The organism is Clostridioides sp. ES-S-0006-03, from assembly GCF_020662275.1.
Taxonomy (GTDB): domain Bacteria; phylum Bacillota; class Clostridia; order Peptostreptococcales; family Peptostreptococcaceae; genus Clostridioides.
Window position 1 is genome coordinate 77,272 of the sequence record NZ_JADGMM010000007.1, and the last position, 21,512, is coordinate 98,783.

The 21,512-nt window shown below is 26.7% G+C and carries 21 protein-coding genes; 17 read left to right on the plus strand and 4 right to left on the minus strand.

The features are described 5' to 3' along the window. Window positions 1-503: 503 nt before the first annotated feature. On the plus strand, window positions 504-1,154 hold the full coding sequence (locus IR151_RS11090) for a Crp/Fnr family transcriptional regulator (RefSeq protein WP_227434583.1): 651 nt from the start codon (window positions 504-506) through the stop codon (window positions 1,152-1,154). A 149-nt stretch (window positions 1,155-1,303) separates the two neighbouring features. Here the strand turns inward: IR151_RS11090 and IR151_RS11095 are convergent, their stop codons facing one another. Both IR151_RS11095 and IR151_RS11100 read right to left on the minus strand, forming a co-directional pair. Further along, window positions 1,304-2,680 carry an MATE family efflux transporter gene (locus IR151_RS11095; protein ID WP_227434584.1) on the minus strand — a complete coding sequence of 459 codons (1,377 nt, stop codon included), beginning with the start codon at window positions 2,678-2,680 and terminating at the stop codon, window positions 1,304-1,306. Between the two features lie 15 nt (window positions 2,681-2,695). Continuing rightward, window positions 2,696-4,609: an ABC-F family ATP-binding cassette domain-containing protein gene (locus IR151_RS11100; protein ID WP_227434585.1), complete on the minus strand. Its 1,914-nt coding sequence runs from the start codon at window positions 4,607-4,609 to the stop codon at window positions 2,696-2,698. Between the two features lie 135 nt (window positions 4,610-4,744). On the opposite strand from IR151_RS11100, the gene IR151_RS11105 reads away from it, so the two are divergent. From IR151_RS11105 to IR151_RS11155, 11 genes are all read left to right on the plus strand, one after another. Continuing rightward, a complete protein-coding gene (locus IR151_RS11105; protein WP_227434586.1) occupies window positions 4,745-5,377 on the plus strand; it encodes a redox-sensing transcriptional repressor Rex in 633 nt (210 codons plus the stop codon). A gap of 147 nt (window positions 5,378-5,524) precedes the next feature. Continuing rightward, window positions 5,525-6,055 carry an FmdE family protein gene (locus IR151_RS11110; RefSeq protein ID WP_413926674.1) on the plus strand — a complete coding sequence of 177 codons (531 nt, stop codon included), beginning with the start codon at window positions 5,525-5,527 and terminating at the stop codon, window positions 6,053-6,055. A 223-nt stretch (window positions 6,056-6,278) separates the two neighbouring features. Next, window positions 6,279-6,428, plus strand: coding sequence for a hypothetical protein (locus IR151_RS11115; RefSeq protein ID WP_227434588.1), 150 nt, complete (start codon window positions 6,279-6,281; stop codon window positions 6,426-6,428). A gap of 70 nt (window positions 6,429-6,498) precedes the next feature. Beyond that, window positions 6,499-6,636 (plus strand): LytTR family transcriptional regulator DNA-binding domain-containing protein, encoded by a 138-nt coding sequence (locus IR151_RS20460; protein ID WP_227434589.1) that lies wholly within the window; start codon window positions 6,499-6,501, stop codon window positions 6,634-6,636. Between the two features lie 126 nt (window positions 6,637-6,762). Beyond that, window positions 6,763-7,062 (plus strand): SPASM domain-containing protein, encoded by a 300-nt coding sequence (locus IR151_RS11125; RefSeq protein WP_227434590.1) that lies wholly within the window; start codon window positions 6,763-6,765, stop codon window positions 7,060-7,062. A gap of 121 nt (window positions 7,063-7,183) precedes the next feature. Further along, entirely contained in the window at window positions 7,184-7,336 is a 153-nt protein-coding gene (locus IR151_RS11130; protein ID WP_227434591.1) for a hypothetical protein, read from the plus strand. Between the two features lie 38 nt (window positions 7,337-7,374). Further along, entirely contained in the window at window positions 7,375-9,948 is a 2,574-nt protein-coding gene (locus tag IR151_RS11135) for an ABC transporter permease (protein WP_227434592.1), read from the plus strand. Between the two features lie 16 nt (window positions 9,949-9,964). Further along, window positions 9,965-10,630 carry an ABC transporter ATP-binding protein gene (locus IR151_RS11140; RefSeq protein ID WP_227434593.1) on the plus strand — a complete coding sequence of 222 codons (666 nt, stop codon included), beginning with the start codon at window positions 9,965-9,967 and terminating at the stop codon, window positions 10,628-10,630. Window positions 10,631-10,641: 11 nt separating this feature from the next. Beyond that, window positions 10,642-10,896: a S8 family serine peptidase gene (locus tag IR151_RS11145; protein WP_227434594.1), complete on the plus strand. Its 255-nt coding sequence runs from the start codon at window positions 10,642-10,644 to the stop codon at window positions 10,894-10,896. Window positions 10,897-10,923: 27 nt separating this feature from the next. Further along, window positions 10,924-11,286, plus strand: coding sequence for a hypothetical protein (locus tag IR151_RS11150; protein ID WP_227434595.1), 363 nt, complete (start codon window positions 10,924-10,926; stop codon window positions 11,284-11,286). A gap of 89 nt (window positions 11,287-11,375) precedes the next feature. Next, the gene (locus IR151_RS11155; RefSeq protein WP_227434596.1) at window positions 11,376-13,088 is read left to right on the plus strand and encodes an ABC transporter ATP-binding protein; all 1,713 of its coding nucleotides are present in this window, start codon (window positions 11,376-11,378) and stop codon (window positions 13,086-13,088) included. Between the two features lie 634 nt (window positions 13,089-13,722). On the opposite strand, the gene IR151_RS11160 is transcribed toward IR151_RS11155, so the two are convergent. After that, window positions 13,723-13,893 (minus strand): DUF362 domain-containing protein, encoded by a 171-nt coding sequence (locus IR151_RS11160; protein WP_009888017.1) that lies wholly within the window; start codon window positions 13,891-13,893, stop codon window positions 13,723-13,725. 284 nt (window positions 13,894-14,177) lie between these two features. Here IR151_RS11160 and IR151_RS11165 point away from each other — a divergent pair, with 284 nt between their 5' ends. The 4 genes from IR151_RS11165 to IR151_RS11180 all read left to right on the plus strand — a co-directional run bounded on the left by IR151_RS11165 (window position 14,178) and on the right by IR151_RS11180 (window position 18,984). Further along, window positions 14,178-15,245: a CapA family protein gene (locus IR151_RS11165; RefSeq protein ID WP_227434597.1), complete on the plus strand. Its 1,068-nt coding sequence runs from the start codon at window positions 14,178-14,180 to the stop codon at window positions 15,243-15,245. A gap of 170 nt (window positions 15,246-15,415) precedes the next feature. Further along, the gene (cooS, locus tag IR151_RS11170) at window positions 15,416-17,317 is read left to right on the plus strand and encodes an anaerobic carbon-monoxide dehydrogenase catalytic subunit (RefSeq protein WP_227434598.1); all 1,902 of its coding nucleotides are present in this window, start codon (window positions 15,416-15,418) and stop codon (window positions 17,315-17,317) included. Next, a complete protein-coding gene (locus IR151_RS11175; RefSeq protein WP_227434599.1) occupies window positions 17,310-17,783 on the plus strand; it encodes a 4Fe-4S dicluster domain-containing protein in 474 nt (157 codons plus the stop codon). Before cooS ends, IR151_RS11175 begins: the two co-directional genes overlap by 8 nt. Further along, entirely contained in the window at window positions 17,758-18,984 is a 1,227-nt protein-coding gene (locus IR151_RS11180) for an NAD(P)/FAD-dependent oxidoreductase (protein WP_227434600.1), read from the plus strand. The genes IR151_RS11175 and IR151_RS11180 overlap by 26 nt, the downstream gene beginning before the upstream one ends. A gap of 142 nt (window positions 18,985-19,126) precedes the next feature. Here IR151_RS11180 and IR151_RS11185 read toward each other — a convergent pair whose 3' ends face one another. Beyond that, on the minus strand, window positions 19,127-20,314 hold the full coding sequence (locus IR151_RS11185) for an SAM-dependent methyltransferase (RefSeq protein ID WP_227434601.1): 1,188 nt from the start codon (window positions 20,312-20,314) through the stop codon (window positions 19,127-19,129). A 270-nt stretch (window positions 20,315-20,584) separates the two neighbouring features. Between IR151_RS11185 and IR151_RS11190 the strand changes: the two genes are divergently transcribed. Next, entirely contained in the window at window positions 20,585-21,409 is an 825-nt protein-coding gene (locus tag IR151_RS11190) for an ATP-binding protein (RefSeq protein WP_227434602.1), read from the plus strand. The last annotated feature ends 103 nt before the right edge of the window (window positions 21,410-21,512 follow it).

Below are 21,512 nucleotides of genomic sequence, written 5' to 3' on the forward strand. Positions count from 1 at the left end.
TATTAATACTTAAACTATTAAACATTATTAATACTATAAAATAATTTAATTTTAATATCTTTTTTATATGACATCAATAACTTTATATCTAACCTTTTAAATTTAATAGCGTTTTATACAAAAAAGAAGGTGCCTAGATATGATTTTTTGAGAATCATACATAGAAACCTTCTTCCTTATAATTAAATCTTGTCACCAAATCCCCCTAATTGTTGCTTAAAATTCAAAATGTATGTATATTTTTCATTTCTATTCGATTAAATTATAATATACATCTAAAAAATTTATTTTAACAAATTCTATTGATAATACAATTTCATAAATATAGAATTATATTAAAATAAATAATATATGAAAATATATATGTATAAGTTTATTCTGCTTGAGTAGAATAGATTTGTCAAGATTAATTTAATTGTTATATTATCTTTTGTTAAAAATTAATCTAAATTAAAATATATAAATAGAATATTTTATACAATATATCATAAAAGGAGAATTTAATGAAAGCAGAAGAGACGAGCATATACCCAATTATTAAAAATAATTTAAATCAAGTATCCATTGTTGAATATAAAAAAGGGCAAAGATTTGTAGCATCAGATGAAGATTTGCAAGAAGTCTTTTTTATAATAGAGGGAGTTGCATTAGTAGAATGTTCCACTAGAGGAGGAAATAAATTTCTTGTTGATATTGTACCAGAAAATGAATTTATAGGTAAAATTAGTTATATATATGAACATAACTTGAAATGTGATATATTTGCAAAAACTAATATAAGATTATTTAGATTTAAAAAAGATGTATTTGATGAGTTATATCTTAAAAGAGATTTTATTGAATTATTTCACAGTAAATGTACAAGAAGAATATATGAGTTGTACAAAACTAGAATGGTAAGAGAATTATTTTCTTGTACGGAAGTTATTGCTTATTGTATCTTAAAAAAACAAGAGCATAGTATATGTAAAGCAAAGCATATTCGTAATTTTAGTGAAATTTATTCAATCAGTAGAAAGAGTAGATACCACTCCCTATTGAATTTAATTGAAAAGGGTATAATTAAAAAAATAGATAGCACATATGAAGTTTTGAATTATGATAAATTACATAGATTAGCCTTTGAAGTAAAGGAATTTTTAGAAGATAAATAGTTATTAATATTATTATTATTTAATTAAAATATAATATAATAATTTATATAAAAAATAAAAAATAGCTTCACTGAAAACTAGAAATAATTTAGCTGTTTTCAGTGATACTATTTTAAAGTATTATATACTACTAAAATACACTATTGTTATTAATCAATTTCCTTAACTATGTTAATAGCCCATTTTTTAGATAATGCTCTAGGTACCCCAAATATAAATTTTACAACTTCTTCACTGTAAGTGAGTAGAACAAGGATGAATATAGGTGCACCTTTAAATGCAGCTATAAAAGTTAAAGGAAGTGAAGCTAACCACATACATCCTAATTCTAAAAATAGAGCATATTTAGTATCTCCACCACTTCTCAAAATACCAATTATAATTAATGTATTAAATGATTTTAGAGCCATTAGTATACCCATTATAAAAAATATTTTAGTTATATCAGAAGACAAGCTATCAGAAACACTGAACATCTTTAATAATAATGGGATATTTAAAATTAAAATAACTCCAAGTATTAAACCAGCTAAAAACACTAGTATAGAAAATTTCTTAGCATATTCAATGGCTCTTTTGATATGGTCAGCACCAAGTTCATTACCAAGCATAATAGATGCACCAGATGCAATACATACAGCAGTCATTATAAAGAAGTTACCTGTACTAGTTGCTATTTGACTTGCTGCTATAGCAGATGTACCTGCTCTTGAATAAGCAACAGAATACAGGACAGTTCCAACTGCCCATGCAGAGTCATTTACAAATATAGGGAAACTCTTTGATGAAAAAGATTTGATAAAAATCTTATCGATAGCCTTTAGATTTTTCAACCCAAATTTTAATATATAGTCTTTTTTATAAAAATACACATAAGTAAGCATTAAAATTAATTCGCATATTCTTGCAATTACAGTTGCTAAAGCAGCTCCTTTTACGCCTAATGCAGGAAGCCCTAAATTACCAAATATAAATCCATAATTTAAAATAACATTTGTTACAAGAGCAAATGCACTGCAAATCATACCCAACTTAGGATTCCTAACACCTCTAGAACCAGTACTAAACACTGTACTTATAGCTATCAATGGATAACTAAATACTGCAATACTAAAATAGTCTATACAAAGTCTTACAACCTCTGAATCATAAGAAAATATGTGTATTATTGGTTTTGGTGTTAGTAGAGCAGGGATAACAAATACAAAGCTTAAAGCAAGTGCTAATATACAGGTAAGACCTGTAACCTTTCTTATATTACTAATATCTTTTTTTCCATAAAACTGTGAAATAAAAACTCCAGCCCCGCCTGTAATACCAGACAGAGACATATTAAAAAGAAAGAAAAATTGGTTTGCAACTCCAACTGAAGCTACAGATACTTCACCTAAACTACTTATCATAACTGTATCTATTACATTTACAGATGTAGAAATTAAGTTTTGTATGATAATAGGTATACATAAAGATAGAAGTATCTTGTAAAACCTTTTATTTTCATCCTTTAAAGAAAACAATGCTTGCAAATAATCCTCTCCTTTTTACATAAACTCTTCCCACTCATCATATAGAGAGGAAAGGTCATTTTCTAAACTGATTTTTTCTTGACTGACTTCTTTAGCTTTCTCAGGATTAGAGTATACTTCTTCTTGACACAATAGCACATCTAATTCTTCAATTTTAAGTTCTAGTTTTTCAATTTCTTTTTCTATACTTTGCCTTTTTATTCTATTTTTCTTTTCTGATTCTCTTTGTTCTCTTTCTTTTCTTTTTTCATCTTTTATTTGAGTCCTTGTTTTTTCTTCTTTCTCTTCAACAATACTCATTTCTTGAACTTGTCTTTTCTTATCAATATAATAATCATAGTTACCTAAATATTCAGTAACTCCATCTTCATCTAAAACAAGAATCTTATCTACAACAGTATTTAGAAAATATCTATCATGTGATATTGTAAATATAGTACCATCATAATTAGTTAATGCTTCCTCAAGAACCTCTTTAGAATCAATATCTAGATGGTTAGTAGGCTCATCTAACAATAAGAAATTTGCATTTGATAATATAAGTTTAAGTATAGCCACTCTAGCTCTTTCTCCACCACTTAATGTAGAAATTTTCTTGAAAACTTCTTCATCAACAAATAAAAATGCTCCTAACATATTTCTTAAAGTGGTTTGAGTAAGATGATTATTGTTTTCCCAAATTTCATCAATTATAGTGTTATCCAAATTAAGAGTTTTTTGTTCCTGATGGAAGTAAGAAACATGGACATTAGTTCCAAATTTAATATTACCATTAATAGGTTGTAGCTCATTAGTTATTATTTTAAATAATGTAGACTTACCAATGCCATTTGCACCTATAAGAGCAACTTTTTCTCCTCTATATATGTCTAAGTTTAAATCTTTAAAAAGTATTCTTTTTCCATATCCCATAGAGACGTCTCTAATTTGAAGGACATCATTCCCACTTTGAACAGATGGAGTAAATTGTATACGAGCTTTTTTTCTATAAGCTTCAGGCTTATCTAAAACATCCACTTTATCCAATGCTTTTTCTTTGCTTCTTGCACGTTTTAGGTGCTTTTCCCGACCATACGCTTTTAGTCTTTCAATAGATTCTTCTTGTTTTTTTATTTCTTTTTGTTGGTCTTCGAATTTTTTTAGTTCTAGTTCTTTTTCTATTTTAGACAGTTCAACAAATTTAGAATAGTTACCATTATATACTCTAAGTCTTTTATTGTGAATTTCAAAAATTCTATTTACAGCTTGGTCTAAGAAATATCTATCATGAGATATTAGCATAACAGTACCTTTGTATTGTTTTAAAAATACTTCTAACCATTCTATTGCTTCAGAATCTAAGTGGTTAGTAGGCTCGTCAAGTAATAATAAAGTTGGTTTTTTAAGAAGTAATTTTCCTAAAAGAACCCTAGTTTTTTCACCACCAGAAAGTATACTTATTGGTTTATCCATATCATTGTCACTAAATCCTAATCCTTTTAAAACTCCCTTAGCTTCAGACTTATATCCATATCCATTTAAATCTGAAAATAATTCCAACTTATGTGAATATTCATCCATGATTTTTTCTAAAATTGGAGAGTTTGTTTTTGTGCTTTCCTCAGATATTTTAACTTCCAATTCTCTTAAATAGGACTCCATATCTATCAAATCTTTAAAAACTTCCAACACTTCTTCTAAAATGGTATTATCCGAATAAAAATTGGTATTTTGTTCTAAATATCCGATTTCACAATCTTTAGAAGTGTAAATATCTCCACTATCATAGCCATAAATTCCTGATATTATTTTAAATAAAGTAGTTTTTCCAGTACCATTAATGCCAATTATACCAATTTTATCGCCTTCATTTACTGTAAAACTAATATTTTCCAATATAGAATCTATACCAAAACTTTTATTTAAGTTGTTACATGACAAAACAATCATAAATTTCTACCTCCTTGAACTATCTAAAATTATAATGTTTTGATATAATATAATCAAGGTTATATGTATTAGTTTTGAAAAAGAAATATTTTATTGTGAATCAAACAAAAAAGAGGACACTTTTAGGAGGTGAAAATGTTGGGAAATAAAAATATATCAATGGCAGTTATAAGAAGGCTCCCAAAATATCATAGATATCTTGGAGACTTATTAGATAGGGATATACAAAGAATATCTTCTAAAGAATTGAGTGATATAATAGGTTTTACTGCTTCTCAAATAAGACAAGATTTGAACAACTTTGGTGGATTTGGACAACAAGGGTATGGTTATAATGTAGAGGCCCTTCATACTGAGATAGGTAAAATACTTGGATTAGACCGACCATATAATGCAGTTCTTGTAGGAGCAGGTAACTTAGGACAAGCTATAGCCAATTATGCAGGATTTAGAAAAGCTGGATTCGAGATAAAAGCTTTATTTGATGCAAATCCTAGAATGATAGGTTTAAAGATAAGAGAATTTGAAGTGTTAGATTCAGACACTTTAGAAGAGTTTATAAAAAACAATGATATAGATATTGCTGTATTATGTATACCTAAAAATGGAGCACAAGAAGTTATTAATAGAGTTGTAAAAGCTGGAATAAAAGGTGTATGGAATTTTGCACCATTAGATTTAGAAGTTCCGAAAGGTGTTATAGTTGAAAATGTAAACCTAACAGAAAGCTTATTTACTTTATCATATTTGATGAAAGAAGGAAAGTAGACAACTTAAATATATTAATAATAAGTAACTATGAAGAGTATTGAGAAAGTCAGAAGATTTAATATTAAATCATCTGGCTTTTTAAAATATTAGGATAAAAGTTTAAATAATGTATGCAAATAAATAATATTAGGGAGCGTGAGTTTTGTGGAGGAATTATGGAAAAAAGCAATTGAATTTCATGGTCATGAATGTCCAGGTTTAGCTATAGGATTTAAAGCAGCACTTGCAGCAAGAGAATATTTAGGATGTAAACAATCAGGAGATGAGGAAATTGTATGTATTTCTGAAAATGATGCATGTGGAATAGATGGTATACAAGTTGTATTAAGTTGTACAATGGGTAAAGGGAATTTGCTGCTTAGAATGACAGGGAAATCAGTATACCATTTTTTTAATAGGGAAAATGGAAAGTCTATAAGAATATATGTAAAGTCAAAACCATTTGATATGGATAGAGAAGGGTATAAAAAATACTTATTGGAAAGTGAATTTGAAGATATATTTGAAATTACAGACACAAAATTAAGACTTCCAGAAAAGGCAAGAATATTTAAGTCTCTTAAATGTGAAGTGTGTGGAGAGTTTGCACCTGAGCAATATATAAGAATTCAAAATACAAAAAAAGTATGTCTTGATTGTTTTAGTAAATATGAAAGGTTTTATGAAGAAGATTAATAAAAAAATTTAAAATTATGTATAAAAGATAAGATGCTATATTTTTAACATTAAGCAAAAAATTTAAATGGATACTTAAATTTTTAACGTTATTAGATAGCATTTTTGTTTTGAAAAATATTTATGATATAGAATAACTTAAATTTAAAAAAGTATATATAATTTGTGCATAATTATTATTAAGATTAGTTTATAGATTGAAATAAGGGGAGAGAAACTTTTTATGTATAAAATAGTTATATGTGATGATGAACTAGAGACTTATCTTTTAAATTGTCTTAAAAAGATAAGAGAGAATTTGCAAAAATTTATAGTAGTTACAAATAATGGAGAAATAAATAAAATTTTTATTAATGATATAACACATACATAGAAATTGATAGAAAAAATTTAACAATACATACTAGATATAAGGACTACAAGATTAGGAAAAGTATTGGAAAATGGAGCTAGAATTAGAAACGCATAATTTTTTTAGATGTCATAAAAGCTTTTTAGTCAATCTAAAGCAGATTGAGTATTTAAAAGAAGGTGTGATTTCAATTTATAGTGATAATATACCTGTAAGTAAGCATAATTAAAGAAATTAAAAGATAAGTTATCTTATGTATTGGAGGAGACGCTATGTTAGAGAATTACTTATTCTGACAATAAAATAGATATTTTGACAATAGTAATAGAATGTTTGGTATTTAAATTTTTATTAGATGAAATTTTTTACATTAGAAAAACAAAATGCAGGAAAGTCAGGATTTGATATAGATCCTGATGGAAACTTATATCCTTGTATTTTATCAGTTGGTATTAATGAATTTTGTATAGGGAATTTGAAGGATGGGATGGACGAAAATAAACTAGAAAAAATATTGAGCTATTCTAAAAAGATAAATCCAGAGTGTAATGGATGCGATTTATACCAGTACTGTGATGGCGCTAGATGTAAGATAATTAATAAAATAATTACAGGAGATTATCTTTTAACACCTCCTATGCAATGTGCTATGTAGAAAATGAGATATAAATTTAATATAAAAAATATCTTTATATAGATAAATTTGATAGCTATGATTTTGAAATACACATAGTATTTTAAGATAAATTATAGATTTATAAAAGGGGGAAATGTATATGTTAAAGGTAGAAAAAATACAGGACAAACAAGAGGTAGAAGTTTTATCTCAAAGTAGAGATTGCTCAACACAAGCAGATCCAGATGGTAATTATTATGCACCTTGTTGGGATGACTGTACAGCTGACGATAAACCAGCATATTTTAAATGATATTAATTATATGAGACATAAGGAGGACATGATGCTGAATGAATAAAGATTGTTTTAATTTAAGTAAAAAATATATAAAAATGTATAGAAAAAGATCTATATCAATAGTATTAAGCATGATACTTTCTATAGCTCTCATTGTTGGTATCGGAAGTTTATTAGAGACAACAAGATATGCAGAAATACAAAATATGAGGTATACTCAAGGAATTTATCATGTTATATTTAGTGATTTGAATAAAAAACAGATTAAAAGGATTGAAGATAAAGCTAATATAGCTAACATGGGTTTGAAAGTATACAATGCTTCAACATCAAAAGAAGAAAAGCAATTAGTCGAGCTCACTTTAGTAAACGAAGATTATATAAAAAGCGACTCCGAAATAATAAAAGGAAGATTTCCAAATAAAAAAAATGAAATGATTGCTGAAAGTTGGGTATTGAAAAATTTAAGTATTAAACCTGACATTAATCAAGAAATTGAGTTGAAAGTTAAAGATGATAAAAAAGGATTTAAAAAAGAAAAATTCAAGATAGTTGGTATTATTAAAGATAGAGAGAGTCATAAGGCAATTGCTAATATGGAACTAATGTTACCACTTGATTTGTATAATATGGATAAAATAAATACATATATAGCATTTAAAAATAATATTGATATAAACAATGAAATAAATAAAATAGCAAAAGAAAATTCTATCCCTAAGGAAAATATCAGACCTCATAATGATTTAATAGGTTTAGAAACATCAGAAAATAAAGAAATTTATAATAAGTTTAAAATAGTTTTAGTAGTAAGTTTAATATGTGGAATTGTTATATATGGAATATTCAATATATCTATATATAACAGAATGGGAGAATATGGTGTATTAAGAGCAATAGGAACTAATAGAAATGGCATGTTTAAAGTTATATTACAAGAACTAAGAATTTTATATTTTATTTCGATACCTATAGGTATAATAACAGGATATTTAGGAGCTAAAATTTTTTATAAATTAGGTGAAAATATAAATACAAAATTTATATTAAATGGTGAAATCATAAAAATAGGCTTGATTTTTCCAGCAGACATAATAATTTTATCAATCTTATCAATTGGAGTTATTATAATATTAATAGCTTTTTTAACTTGTAGGAATATTATGAACAATACTATTATAAGTTTGATAAAAAGAAGCAATGATAATGTATTTGAAAGAAATTTTGTTAGTTTTAGTTTCTTTAATAGGTTTGTAGAATTTTCTAAGGCAATTTCGCTTAAAAATATATTTAGAAATAAAAAAACTTTTTTTATGATAATCCTTTCTATGTGTATTTGTGGAACTATGTTTGTTCTATTGAACTATAATGGGTATCTAAAAGAGAAGAGATATCCAGTTTATTTTTCTAATTTACATATGAATTCTGATTTTATGATGAATATATACAATGATAATAAGAGTAGTGGAATAAATGAAAGTATTTTAGAAGAGATAGAAAAAATTGAAGGTGTAAAAAATATAGAGTCATCTCAAGTTACATATTCAAAGTTAATAATGAATAATATAAAAATTTTGAATAAGGATTATTTTAATGATTTAAATTATTATAATAAAGATACTCCTAAAAAAGAGTATTTGATGAATGATAAATTAAGAAAAGAGACTATTTTAAAGAACAACTTTAGAGGATATAATGATAATGCTCTTAATAGATTGAAAGATTATATTATAGAAGGAAATATAGATATAAATAAAATTAAAGAAAATAATTTGGCTATTGTATATATCCCTCAAATAAATGGAAAAAATCCTGTTCCACAAGTAAATGGAAAAAGTGTTGTAGATATAAAACCTGGTGACGAAATTAGTATAAAATTTAGGAAAGATAATATTATAGATGATAAGTATTATAAATTAACTGATTACGATTCAGAATATGTATATAAACAATTTAAAGTTGGAGCTATAGTATCATATGATTATATGCATGAAGCGTATAATACAACTAGTAATAGCGTGGATGTTATTGTCGACCAAGAAACATTTAAAGCTAGCACAGGTATAAATGATTATTATTCTGTTAATATCAACTTAGATAGAGGAGCAGATGATAAAAATATAGAAGATAAAATATCAAGAATCATATCAAAATCAAATGCTAAAAGAATAATATTGACAAATATAGTGAAGCAGAAACAAGATGTTGAGATATTAAATAAAAAAATCAAAATTTATAATACAGGAATAGTATTTATAATTTTTATAATTACTATTATAAATGTGATAAATAATATAGGATATAGCATAATCTCAAGAATCAATGAATTTGGAATATTAATAGCAATAGGAGCAAATCAAAAGATTTTAAATAAAATGATAGTATATGAAGGTATATCTTATGGAGTATTGTCAAGTTTAGTTACTGTTATATTATCATGTATTTTGCAGAAAAGAATATATCTCAATAGTGGAGTATCAAGTTTAGGAATAGAATTTAGCCTACTATATTGGGATTATATATTAATTACAGCAGTAAATATAATTATAGGAGCTGTAACTGCTCATTTGCAATTCAAGCAAATTAAAAGCAAACGTGTGGTTGAATGTATAAATGGAGTAGAATAAAGTTACAGGAGGAAAAATGAATATATTAAAAACAATAGACTTGTGCAAGATATATGGGAGAAAGGAATCAAGAGTTGAAGTTCTAAGAAATATAAATATTGAAATTGATAAAGGCGAATTTGTATCAATAATGGGTCCAAGTGGAAGTGGAAAAAGCACATTGCTTTATTTATTAGGAGGTATTGAGAGAGCTACTTCTGGAAAAATAATTGTTGATAATAAGGATATAAATATATTTTCAGATATAACTATGTCAGAATATAGAAGGAAAAAAATTGGTTTTGTATTTCAACAGTATAATCTAATCCCAATACTTACAGTTGAAGAAAATATTAAACTTCCACTGTTAATGGGAAAAGAAAAAGTTGATGAGAATTATATAAACGAATTAATAGATATGCTTGGGCTTAAAGATAAGAGGAAATCCCTTCCAAGTCAGTTATCTGGGGGTCAACAGCAAAGAGTTGCTATAGGACGAGCATTATCTACATCTCCAAGCATTATATTAGCAGATGAACCTACAGGAAATCTAGACAGTAAAAATAGCGATATAGTTATAGATCTTTTAAAGATGTCTACTAAAAGGCTTAATAAAACATTACTTCTTGTAACTCATGATAATAATATTGCCAAAATTTCAGATAGAGTTATTTCTATAATTGATGGGAAAATAAAAGAATAGGTGATTTTACAATGAGCAGAGTGAAAGTAGCAATATTAGATACTGGAATAGATATTAAACATGACTATTTAAAAGAAAATATAATTGGAGAAATGTCATTTATATTAAAGGATTCATTTTGGTACAATAAGGATTATGACATACAATGTGTAATAGACAACAATTCTTATTTAAGTTGTAGTTTAAATAACTCATATCAATTATTTGGGAAAAGCAACAGCCAAGCTACAGCTAGATTAACAGGAAAAACAGCTAAGGTTATGTAAAAATATCCCAAAATAGAATTGGAAGGTTTGAGTGAAGAACTTGAATCTTTAGCATTAAAAAATAGATGGTCTGAGAGTGACTTATTATCAAGTAAAAGATATTATGATAATAAAGTTGAACCATATGACAGTAATAATTATATTTTAAAAAGTGTAAAGGAAACTTTGAAAGAAGTATTAAAAATAGATAATAAGAGTGAAGATATATATGATTATAATTTGTTTAGTAATAGAGTTGGTTTAAATGATCATAATTGTTTCAGTGTAATAAGAAAAATGGAAGAGAAATTTAATATAAAAATTGAATACATAAATGTCTCAAGATATGACTTTGTGTCAGTACATACTCTAACAAAACTTGTTGAGTTAAATATAAATGGACAAGTGTGAATAATATTTTATTTATGAAGTTTTGTTATGTTTAGATGCTTGGGAGGTAAACTTTTGAAAAATAAAAAAATATAAAGAAATTTCTAAGAATGGCTTTTAAAAATAATAGAGTTGTTATTATGATGGCATTTATTATCGTATTGACAATATCTGCTTTGTATTTAGTAATTCCTCAAGTGATAAAAATTATATTAGATGATGCTATACAACTAGGGAATGTAGAATTGCTGATAAAGCTTGTTATAGTATTTTCTGTAATAAAGATAACCGTGGCATTATCTGAAATAGCTCTACAATATATATATTCAAAGATGAAAAAAAGAATAACAATAAATCTAAAATTAAAGCTACTAAAACATCTATCAAAACTATCTGGCAACTATTACACAAATATAAAATCTGGAAATATATTAACCATATTAGAAAATGACATATTTATAGTTGAGAATTTTGGGATAGAAATGATATTTTCTTTGATTGTAAATGTTATAACAGCTTTTTCGGCATTAGTATTTTTAGTTAATATTAGATTTGATTTATTACTTATAGTTTTAGTAATTCAGATAGTAATAATATTTAGTCAATCGAAATTTACAAAAAAAATAGCACTTAAGACAAAAGAAATAAGAACAGATTCAGGAGATGTGTCAAACTTAGTTCAAGAATATGTTTCTAATATGATGAATATAGTGATATCAAAATCAGTATTAAAGTTTTTTAGAACATATGTAAAAAAAGAAAAAGGAATAGTAGATAAATGGATAAGGCTCAATACAATAATTTCAACAAATATTTCAATAGCAATGATATTGAGCAGTTTAATAACAATATCAATTTATTGTTATGGAGGAATAAAAATAATAAAGGGGGAAATGAGTATAGGGGAACTTATTGCATTTCAACAATATACAAGTATGCTGATTATGCCTTGCACAAGTATAATTAAGTCTAATACTAGAATTCAACAGGCATCAGTCTCCATAGATAGGATATTTAATGCATTGGATGAACCAGTAATTATAAAACAAAATAATAATGGAAATAGGTGTAAAGAAAATTTTGTAGGCAATATCGAATTTAAGAATGTTGAATTTTCCTATGATAATGAGATTAAGACTATAGATAATCTAACTTTAGAGTTTAAAAATGGAAAAACAACTGCATTAGTTGGATCTAGCGGATGTGGTAAATCTACAATAGCTAGGTTGATATTTAGACTTTGGGATATTGATAAAGGAAGTATAAAAGTAGATGATGTTGATTTAAAGGATTATAATTTAGTGGATATAAGAAAACAGATATCTGTTATAACTCAAGACTTACTATTATTTGATGATACAATTTTCAACAATTTAACTTTAGGGAATAAAAATATATCTAAAAACGATGTAGAGTATATCTGTAAAAAAATCGATGTGTATGATTTTATAAGCAACCTTGAGAATAGTTTTGAAACTATAGTTGGAGAGAAAGGTGTAAAACTATCTGGGGGACAGAAACAGAAAATATCTATTGCAAGAGCGTTGCTAAGCAATTCTAAAATATTGATATTTGATGAAGCAACATCAGCATTGGACAATATATCACAAAGAGATATATTAAAAAATATAAATGAGTTTTTGAAAAATAAAACAACTATAATTATAGCACATAGACTATCGACAATAAAAAATGTAGACAAGATATATGTCATCAAGGACGGAAAATCTGTAGAGGAGGGAACTCATGAGGAACTTATAAATACTGGAAAATATTATTATAGTTTTTTAAATGAACAAGAATATGAATGTGGTATTGGATAAAGAAGAGAGTGCTCCAAAATGGTTTTAAAGATCATGCAATAGAGCCTCTCTTTTTAGTATACAAAATAAGCATCCTGTAATAGATAAGCTTGTGATAATACACATATTTAAATAATAACATATCTGTTCAATGCCTTTTTATTGAAAAAACTAAAACAAATAAACTAAAAAATATTTTAAAATAATAAAAAATCAGGTTTTGAGTAATGAGAGTACGGTGTATATTTTTAGAAATAAAGTATAAGAGTATTGAATATATAAAATAGTTTTTAAAAATATTAGATTTATATTTAACTCCATATTATATGCTATTTATAGAAAAGTAGAAAATAAGAATCCTGTGGACTTGAGAAATAAACATATGTAAAGAAACTTATAATAATATTCATAGATTATATTTGAATTTTTTTGATGCAAAACAAGATATAACTTGTGGAAATAGAATATGGTATATAGGTGATATTAAAATTAATAGCTTAGAAATGAGTCATATTTAACGAATAATTTAAAACTGATTTATTTATATATCAGAGTATCATTCTAAAATATAAAATACAATTAAGCTATAAATAAAAGAGACTGATTAATATTGATAAAATCAAATTAAGCCAGTCTCTTTATGAATAACCAATTATTATTCTGGTTGAGGTGCATCTACAGGACAAGCTCCTGCACAAGAACCACAGTCTATACAAGAACCAGCATCTATAACATATGCGTCGTCTCCAGCTGATATACAGCTAACAGGGCATTCAGCCTCACAAGCACCACAGCTTATACAAGCGTCAGTAATTTTATATGCCATTTTGAAATCCTCCCTTTTATATGTATTGTAATTCAATAACATTATAACAAATATTATTGAATATAACAATTAAATTAATTCTACAACAAAAACTTTATTATGATATTCTTATTTTAAAGTTTTACAATAAAGTTTAATCTGCTTATATTTTTATTTATCTTAAAGAAGTTTACCTTAAAAATAAAATTAAAGTTTAAAAGCTATGTATGGAGTACATTTAAAAATGTTATACTTTTAAAAGAGTATATTTTATTAAGAATTTGTTGCTTTAAAGGAGATTTAACATGAAAAATAAGTTAGTTTACATATGTATTATGAGTTTATTGTTATTTGTAGTAGGGTGTTCTAATAATTCTGAGAAGGAAAATAACATTAAAAAAGATTCTAATAATAATCAAAGTCAGGTTGAAGAACAAAAAAGAGAGCCTGTAAAACAAGATATAACTATAAGTTTTGCTGGTGATGTAACTATGGGAAACTATAAAGGTTCATCATACTATGGTAGTTTCGACCATGAATTTGAAAGACAAGGAAAAGATAATGATTATTTTCTTAAAAATGTAAAATCTATATTTGAAAAAGATGATTTAACAGTAGTTAATTTAGAAGGTCCTCTTACTAATGCATCAAAGGCGAAAGAGAAGAAGTTTGCATTTAAAGGCAAACCAGAATATATAAACATTTTGAAGTCTGGAAGTGTAGAAGCAGTAAGTGTTGCAAATAACCATTCAGAGGATTATTTTGAGGAAGGTATGAAAGATACAAAGTTCATACTGGATGAAAATAAGATAAATTATTTTGGTTTAGGTAAAGACGCAGTAATAGATGTTAATGGAATTAAAGTAGGTTTATTGGGATATAATGGATTGTCAACTGAATACAATGAAAAAAACTTAAAACAAATGGAAGATGATATTAAAGCCATAAAAGAGAAGTCAGATGTTGTTATGGTTTATTTTCACTGGGGAATAGAACTGGAATATTATCCAGATAAAAAACAAAAAGATTTTGCTCATTATGCAATAGATAAGGGTGCAGACCTGGTTATAGGTTCTCATCCTCATGTAGTTCAAGGTATAGAAAAGTATAAAGATAAGTATATAGCTTACAGTTTAGGAAATTTTTGTTTTGGAGGAAATAAAAATCCTTCTGATACAGATAGCTATATATATCAACAAACTTTTACCTTCTCAGATAATAAACTATCTTCAATTAAAGAGCCAAATATAATACCAACAGCAATAACATCTAGTAGTTCTAGGAATAATTATCAACCAAAAGTACTAGATGGAAGTGAGAAAGGTAGAGTTTTAAATAAGCTAGAAAAAATAAGTAAAGATTTAAATAATTAAAAGTGTAAAAAAAAATAAATATATATATTTATTTTAATAATTTATATTTTGTTTTAAAGTTGGGAAAACGTGGTATTAAATAAGTAGATTTTAATAGTTAAATTATAGTCAATTGCTATAATACTATCAAATCTACTTTTTTAATATAAAAATATAAGGGGGAATTTGTAATGGCTTGTAACACTTGTAAAATGTGCGAAAGTGCGGACAAGAAATTAGAAAGTTTTGTAGCTTCAAAGGATGTTGAAACAGCATTTCATAGAACAGAAGATCAAAAGGTTAAATGTGGTTTTGGACTTCAAGGAGTCTGTTGTAGACTCTGTTCAAATGGACCATGTAGAGTAACTCCAAAATCACCAAGAGGTGTATGTGGAGCAGATGCAGATACTATAGTAGCAAGAAACTTTTTAAGAGCAGTAGCATCAGGAGCAGCTTGTTATTTACATGTGGTAGAAAATACAGCTAAGAATTTAAAAAATGTTGGAATAACTAAAGGTGTTATTAAGGGAGAAAAAACATTAAATCAATTAGCAGAGATGTTTGGAATAGAAAGTGATGAAAAATACGATAAATGTATAAAAGTAGCTGATAAAGTTATAAATGATTTATATAAATCAAGAGATGACAAGATGGAATTAGTAGAAAAAATAGCTTATGCACCTAGAGTAAAAAAATGGAAAGAGTTAGGCATAATGCCTGGTGGTGCAAAATCAGAAGTATTTGATGCAATAGTAAAATCATCAACAAACTTAAACAGTGACCCAGTAGACATGTTAGTTAACTGTTTAAATTTAGGAATATCAACAGGGTTATATGGTCTTACTCTAACGAATCTTTTAAATGATGTTATGTTAGGAGAACCAGTTATAAGAATGGCTCCTGTAGGATTTAATGTAATAGATCCAGACTACATAAATATAATGATAACAGGTCATCAACATTCAACATTTGCAAATTTCCAAGATAGATTAAAAGATGAAGATGTTATAAAGTTAGCTCAATCTGTTGGGGCAAAAGGATTTAAGTTAGTAGGATGTACATGTGTTGGTCAAGACTTACAATTAAGAGGAGAACATTATCAAGAAGTATTTGCTGGTCATGCGGGTAATAACTTTACAAGTGAAGCTGTTTTATCAACTGGAGCAATAGATATAGTTCTTTCTGAATTTAACTGTACTATACCTGGACTTGAGCCAATAGCAGATAAGTATAAAGTAAAAATGGTTTGCTTAGATGATGTTGCTAAAAAAGCAAATGCAGAATATATAGAATTAGATAGAAGTAATTTAGATGAACTTAGTAATTCATTAATACAAAAATCACTAGAATCTTATAAGGAGAGAAGAGGAAGTGTTGAAATAGATATACCAAAAGACCATGGATTTGAGCAGTCTTTAACTGGTGTAAGTGAAAAGAATTTAAAAGCATTTTTAGGAGATTCATGGAAACCTCTTATTAATTTAATTGCAGAAGGAAAAATTAAAGGGGTTGCAGCTGTTGTAGGATGTTCAAATATGACAGCAGGAGGTCATGATATAAATACTGTTGAATTGACTAAGGAGTTAATTAAAAAAGATATTATAGTACTTTCAGCAGGATGTTCTACTGGAGGATTAGAAAATGTTGGTCTTATGTCACCTGGAGCAGAAGAATTAGCAGGGGAAAACTTAAAAGAAGTATGTAAGACTTTAGGAATACCACCAGTATTAAATTTCGGGCCATGTTTAGCTATAGGTAGACTTGAAATAGTAGCAACAGAGTTAGCGGCTGAGCTTGGAATAGATTTACCACAATTACCATTAGTGCTTTCAGCTCCACAATGGTTGGAAGAACAAGCATTAGCTGATGGAGCTTTTGGACTTGCTCTTGGTTTACCTCTTCATTTAGCATTACCTCCATTTATAACAGGAGGAAAGTTAGTAACAGAGGTATTAACAGAAAAATTAAAAGACTTAACAGGAGGACATGTTATAGTGAATCCAGATCCTAAATCTTCAGCTGATCAATTAGAACAAATAATAATAGACAGAAGAAAAAATTTAGGGTTAAAGGATGTGGAATGTAATGCATAGAATTTTTATAAATAAAGATTTATGTACAGGCTGTAAAAGTTGTGTATTAGCTTGTATGTTAAAGCATAATAAAGATTATAACATGTATACTCTTGATTTAGAAAATGTAGATAATGATAGTAGAGGGCATATAGAACTAGATAGCAAACATAATAATCCAGTTCCAATTCTTTGCAGACACTGTGATGAGCCAGAATGTGCTTTAGCATGTATGAGTGGTGCAATGCATAAAGATAGTCAGAGTGGAATCGTTTCATATGATGAAGAAAAATGTGGTTCATGTTATATGTGTGTAATGTCTTGTCCATATGGATTATTAAAACCAGATGATAGAAGCAAGCAAAACATACTTAAATGTGATTTATGTAAAGATGAAGAATATCCTAGATGTGTAGCTAATTGTCCAAGTGGTGCAATTGAATTACAGAAGGAGGAAAATGATGAATTATGTAGTGTTAGGGGCTAGTGCTGCTGGTATAAATGCAGCAAAAACATTGAGAGAATTAGATAAAGATTCTAATATAGTGGTAATTTCTAAAGATGAAAATATATACTCAAGATGTATGCTACATCATGTTATATCTGAACACAGAACTTTAAAGCAAATAAACTTTGTTGATGAAGACTTTATGGAGAAAAACAACATAAACTGGATTTCAGGTAAAACGGTTAAAGGAATAGATACAGATAAAAAACTAGTTCAAATGGAAGACATCGCTGTAAATTATGATAAGCTTTTAATAGCTACAGGTGCATCTTCTGCTATTCCTCCTATAAAGAATTTAAGAGAAGGAAATTTTGTATACTCTGTAAGAAACATAGATGATATTTATAAAATAAAAGAGAAGGCAGAAAAATCAAAGAAAGTTGTTATAATAGGGGCAGGATTAGTTGGAATAGATGCTTTAATTGGTCTATTTAAATATGAACAGCTGGATATTTCAGTGGCCTTTATGGAAAAATATATTCTAGATAGACAATTAGATGAATATACAGCATCAGTATACGAAAATAAATTTAAAGAAAAAGGCGTAAAATTTTATCCAAGTGCATCAATACAAGAAATTGTTTTAGATGATAGTAAAGATGTTAAAGGCGTTGCATTTTCAAATGGAGAAATTCTTGATGCAGACATGGTAATCGTAGCTACAGGAGTGAAACCTAATGCTGACTTTTTAGATGAAACAGGAATAGAATATGATAGAGGCATAATAATAGATGATAGATGCCAAACAACGCAAAAAGATATCTATGCAGCAGGGGATGTTGTAGGTAAAAATGCTATCTGGCCTATAGCTGTAAAACAAGGAATTATAGCTGCACACAATATGGTTGGAAAAGATAAAAAGGTAGAAGATGAATTTGCTTTTAAAAATAGTATGAATTTTATGGATATACCAACCATTTCTATAGGCATGAATACACCTGTAGATGATAGTTATAAAGTATTAACTAGACATGGAAATGATTGTTATAAAAAGTTTATTTTTAAAGATAATATAATCTATGGAGCAGTTATACAAGGAGATATTTCATATGTAGGTGTATTAACTTATTTGATAAAAAATAAGGTTGAAATATCTGATTTAGAAAATAGGATATTTGATGTGTGTTATGCAGACTTCTTTAACATAAAAGAAAATGGAGAGTTTTGTTATAGTGTATAATACATAGCTGAATAGAAGCTTATAAGAATATAATAAATAGAGCTATTTTAATATAGAGAATTTTTACTTTATAAAAATCTTTACTTAAAGATAGCTCTATTTTTATAATTAAGTTCAAAATTTGATTAATTTATAAAAATATCTATTTTGAACAAGAATACATGTAATCTCTAGTTAGAGGTAAATCATTTTTTATGCCTTTAGTGAAAAGTATTTGATGTATATCTATAATGCCAGTATTAAAAGCAGCAGCACAAGAACAAAGATATAAATCCCACATTCTTATAAATTTATCATCAAACATTTCTTTAATCTTAGGAAGATTATCATAGAAATTTTCATGCCAAGATAATAAAGTTTTTACATAATGTAATCTTAAACTTTCAACATCTATAGTATGATAGTTATAATCGCTACAAATATGTATCATTTCTCTTAAGCTAGGGATAACTCCACCTGGGAAAATATATTTTTTTATCCAAGGGTCTCCATAAGATTCTTTTAAGCCACTTATATAGTGAAGCAAAAATAATCCACTATCTTTTAGGACAGCATTTACATTTTTAATAAAAAGTTCATAGTTTTCTCTGCCAACATGTTCAAGCATACCAACGCTAACAACTCTATCAAATGTAAGGTTTGATTCTTTAAGTTCTCGATAGTCCATAAGTTTTACTTCAAGGTAATCTTGAAGATTCTCTTCTTTAATTCTAGTATTAAACTCTTTAAATTGTTCTTCGCTAAGTGTAATTCCCACACCATGAATTTTATATTTTTTTGCAGCTTCTATTAATAGAAATCCCCATCCACAACCAATATCAAGAAGACTCATACCTTCTTCTAAATTTAGTTTAGTTAATATGTGATGAACTTTATTAACCTGAGCCTCGTAAAGATTATCATTATCATCTTTAAAATATGCACAAGAATAACTAAGTGTTTTGTCTAGCCATAAACTATAAAAATCATTTCCAATGTCATAATGAGCGTGTATTTCCTTCTTTTGATGTCTCATCGAATTAGATGAATGTAGCAAATGTTTTACAGCTGAGTTATCAATACTAAATTTGTCTATTTGTTTTAGAAGTAGATTTAAGGTTAAAAATAAATCTCCTTCAATTTCAATGTCTCTATTTATATAGGCCTCTCCAAGTGCTAAAGATGTACTTTTTAATAATTCAGATTTGCTAATATCATTATTTACAATAACTTTAAATTGAGGAGAGCTATCTCCAACTAGAAATTCTTCCCCGTCTTTAAGCCTAACTAGAAATGGTGTTTCATTAAATTTTTCTAAATAGTCTTTTAAAAAATTTTTTGTAATGTTCATATTACCAGCTCCTTTTAATGTAAATCCAGTAAGTTTTCCTTGCTTTAAAGTATATTATATTCCTTTTTTTTAAAAAGTAAAATTTTTTTTGTTGATTTTTCGTTGAATCAACTTTTTACTTTATAAAGGAATCTTATCTTTTAGTATTTTATTTATTTTATAAATTTTAGTATTGGATATAATATTCAATTAGTAGTGATATAATAACTTTAATTAATAATAAAGTTTTGAAGCAATTAATCTGAAACTATTTAATAAAGGAGATATCAAATGGAAGTATATGCTTTAGTTGGGTCAAGTGGTACAGGAAAAAGTTATAAGGCACTAGAGTTTGCATATGAAAATGACATAGATTATATAATTGATGATGGTATTTTAATATATAGAAATAAAGTTTTAGCAGGTATATCAGCAAAACAAGCAAAGACTACTGTTGAGGCAGTTAAAAGAGCTATTTTTTATAATTTAGAACATCGGCAGAAGGTTAGAGAGGTAATAGAGAAGGAAAATATAAATAAGATTCTTGTTATAGGAACTTCAAAAAAAATGATTAATCAGATTGTAGATAGATTATCAATCGGAAAAGTTTATAAATTTATAAATATTCAAGATATAAGTACTAAATATGAAATAGAAATAGCAAAACAATCTAGAAAAGAAGGAAATCATGTAATTCCTGTTCCAGCAGTTGAAATAAAAAATATGACAAGTGGTCTTAGTATAAATCCATTAAAAAGGCTTTTTAGAAAAGGAAATAATATAAATATGGTCGTTTTAGAAAAGACAATTATAAGACCTACTTTTAGTTATATTGGCAAAGTTTATATTGATGCAGATGTAATTAAACAAATAATTGAATATGAAGTGTACAACTTTGGAAGCATTGATAGAATAAATAAAATCAATATAGAGAATTGCAATAATTTTATGAATATTTTTGTAAGTATAAATATCAATGATTTAGAAATTATAAAAAAAATTGAAAGTATGCAACAGATAATAAAAAAGTCTATTGAGAGAATGACTTTAGTTAATGTACAAAAAATAGATATTAACATTCATAAAATTAAAAAAATAAACTTCCTCCCATGTTAAAAAATAAACTGAAAAAATGATATACTAATTTGCAATAAAGTGTGCTATAATTAAACTGTAAATTTAGGAAATGGTTTTTCTAAATGGAGTATACATAATTATA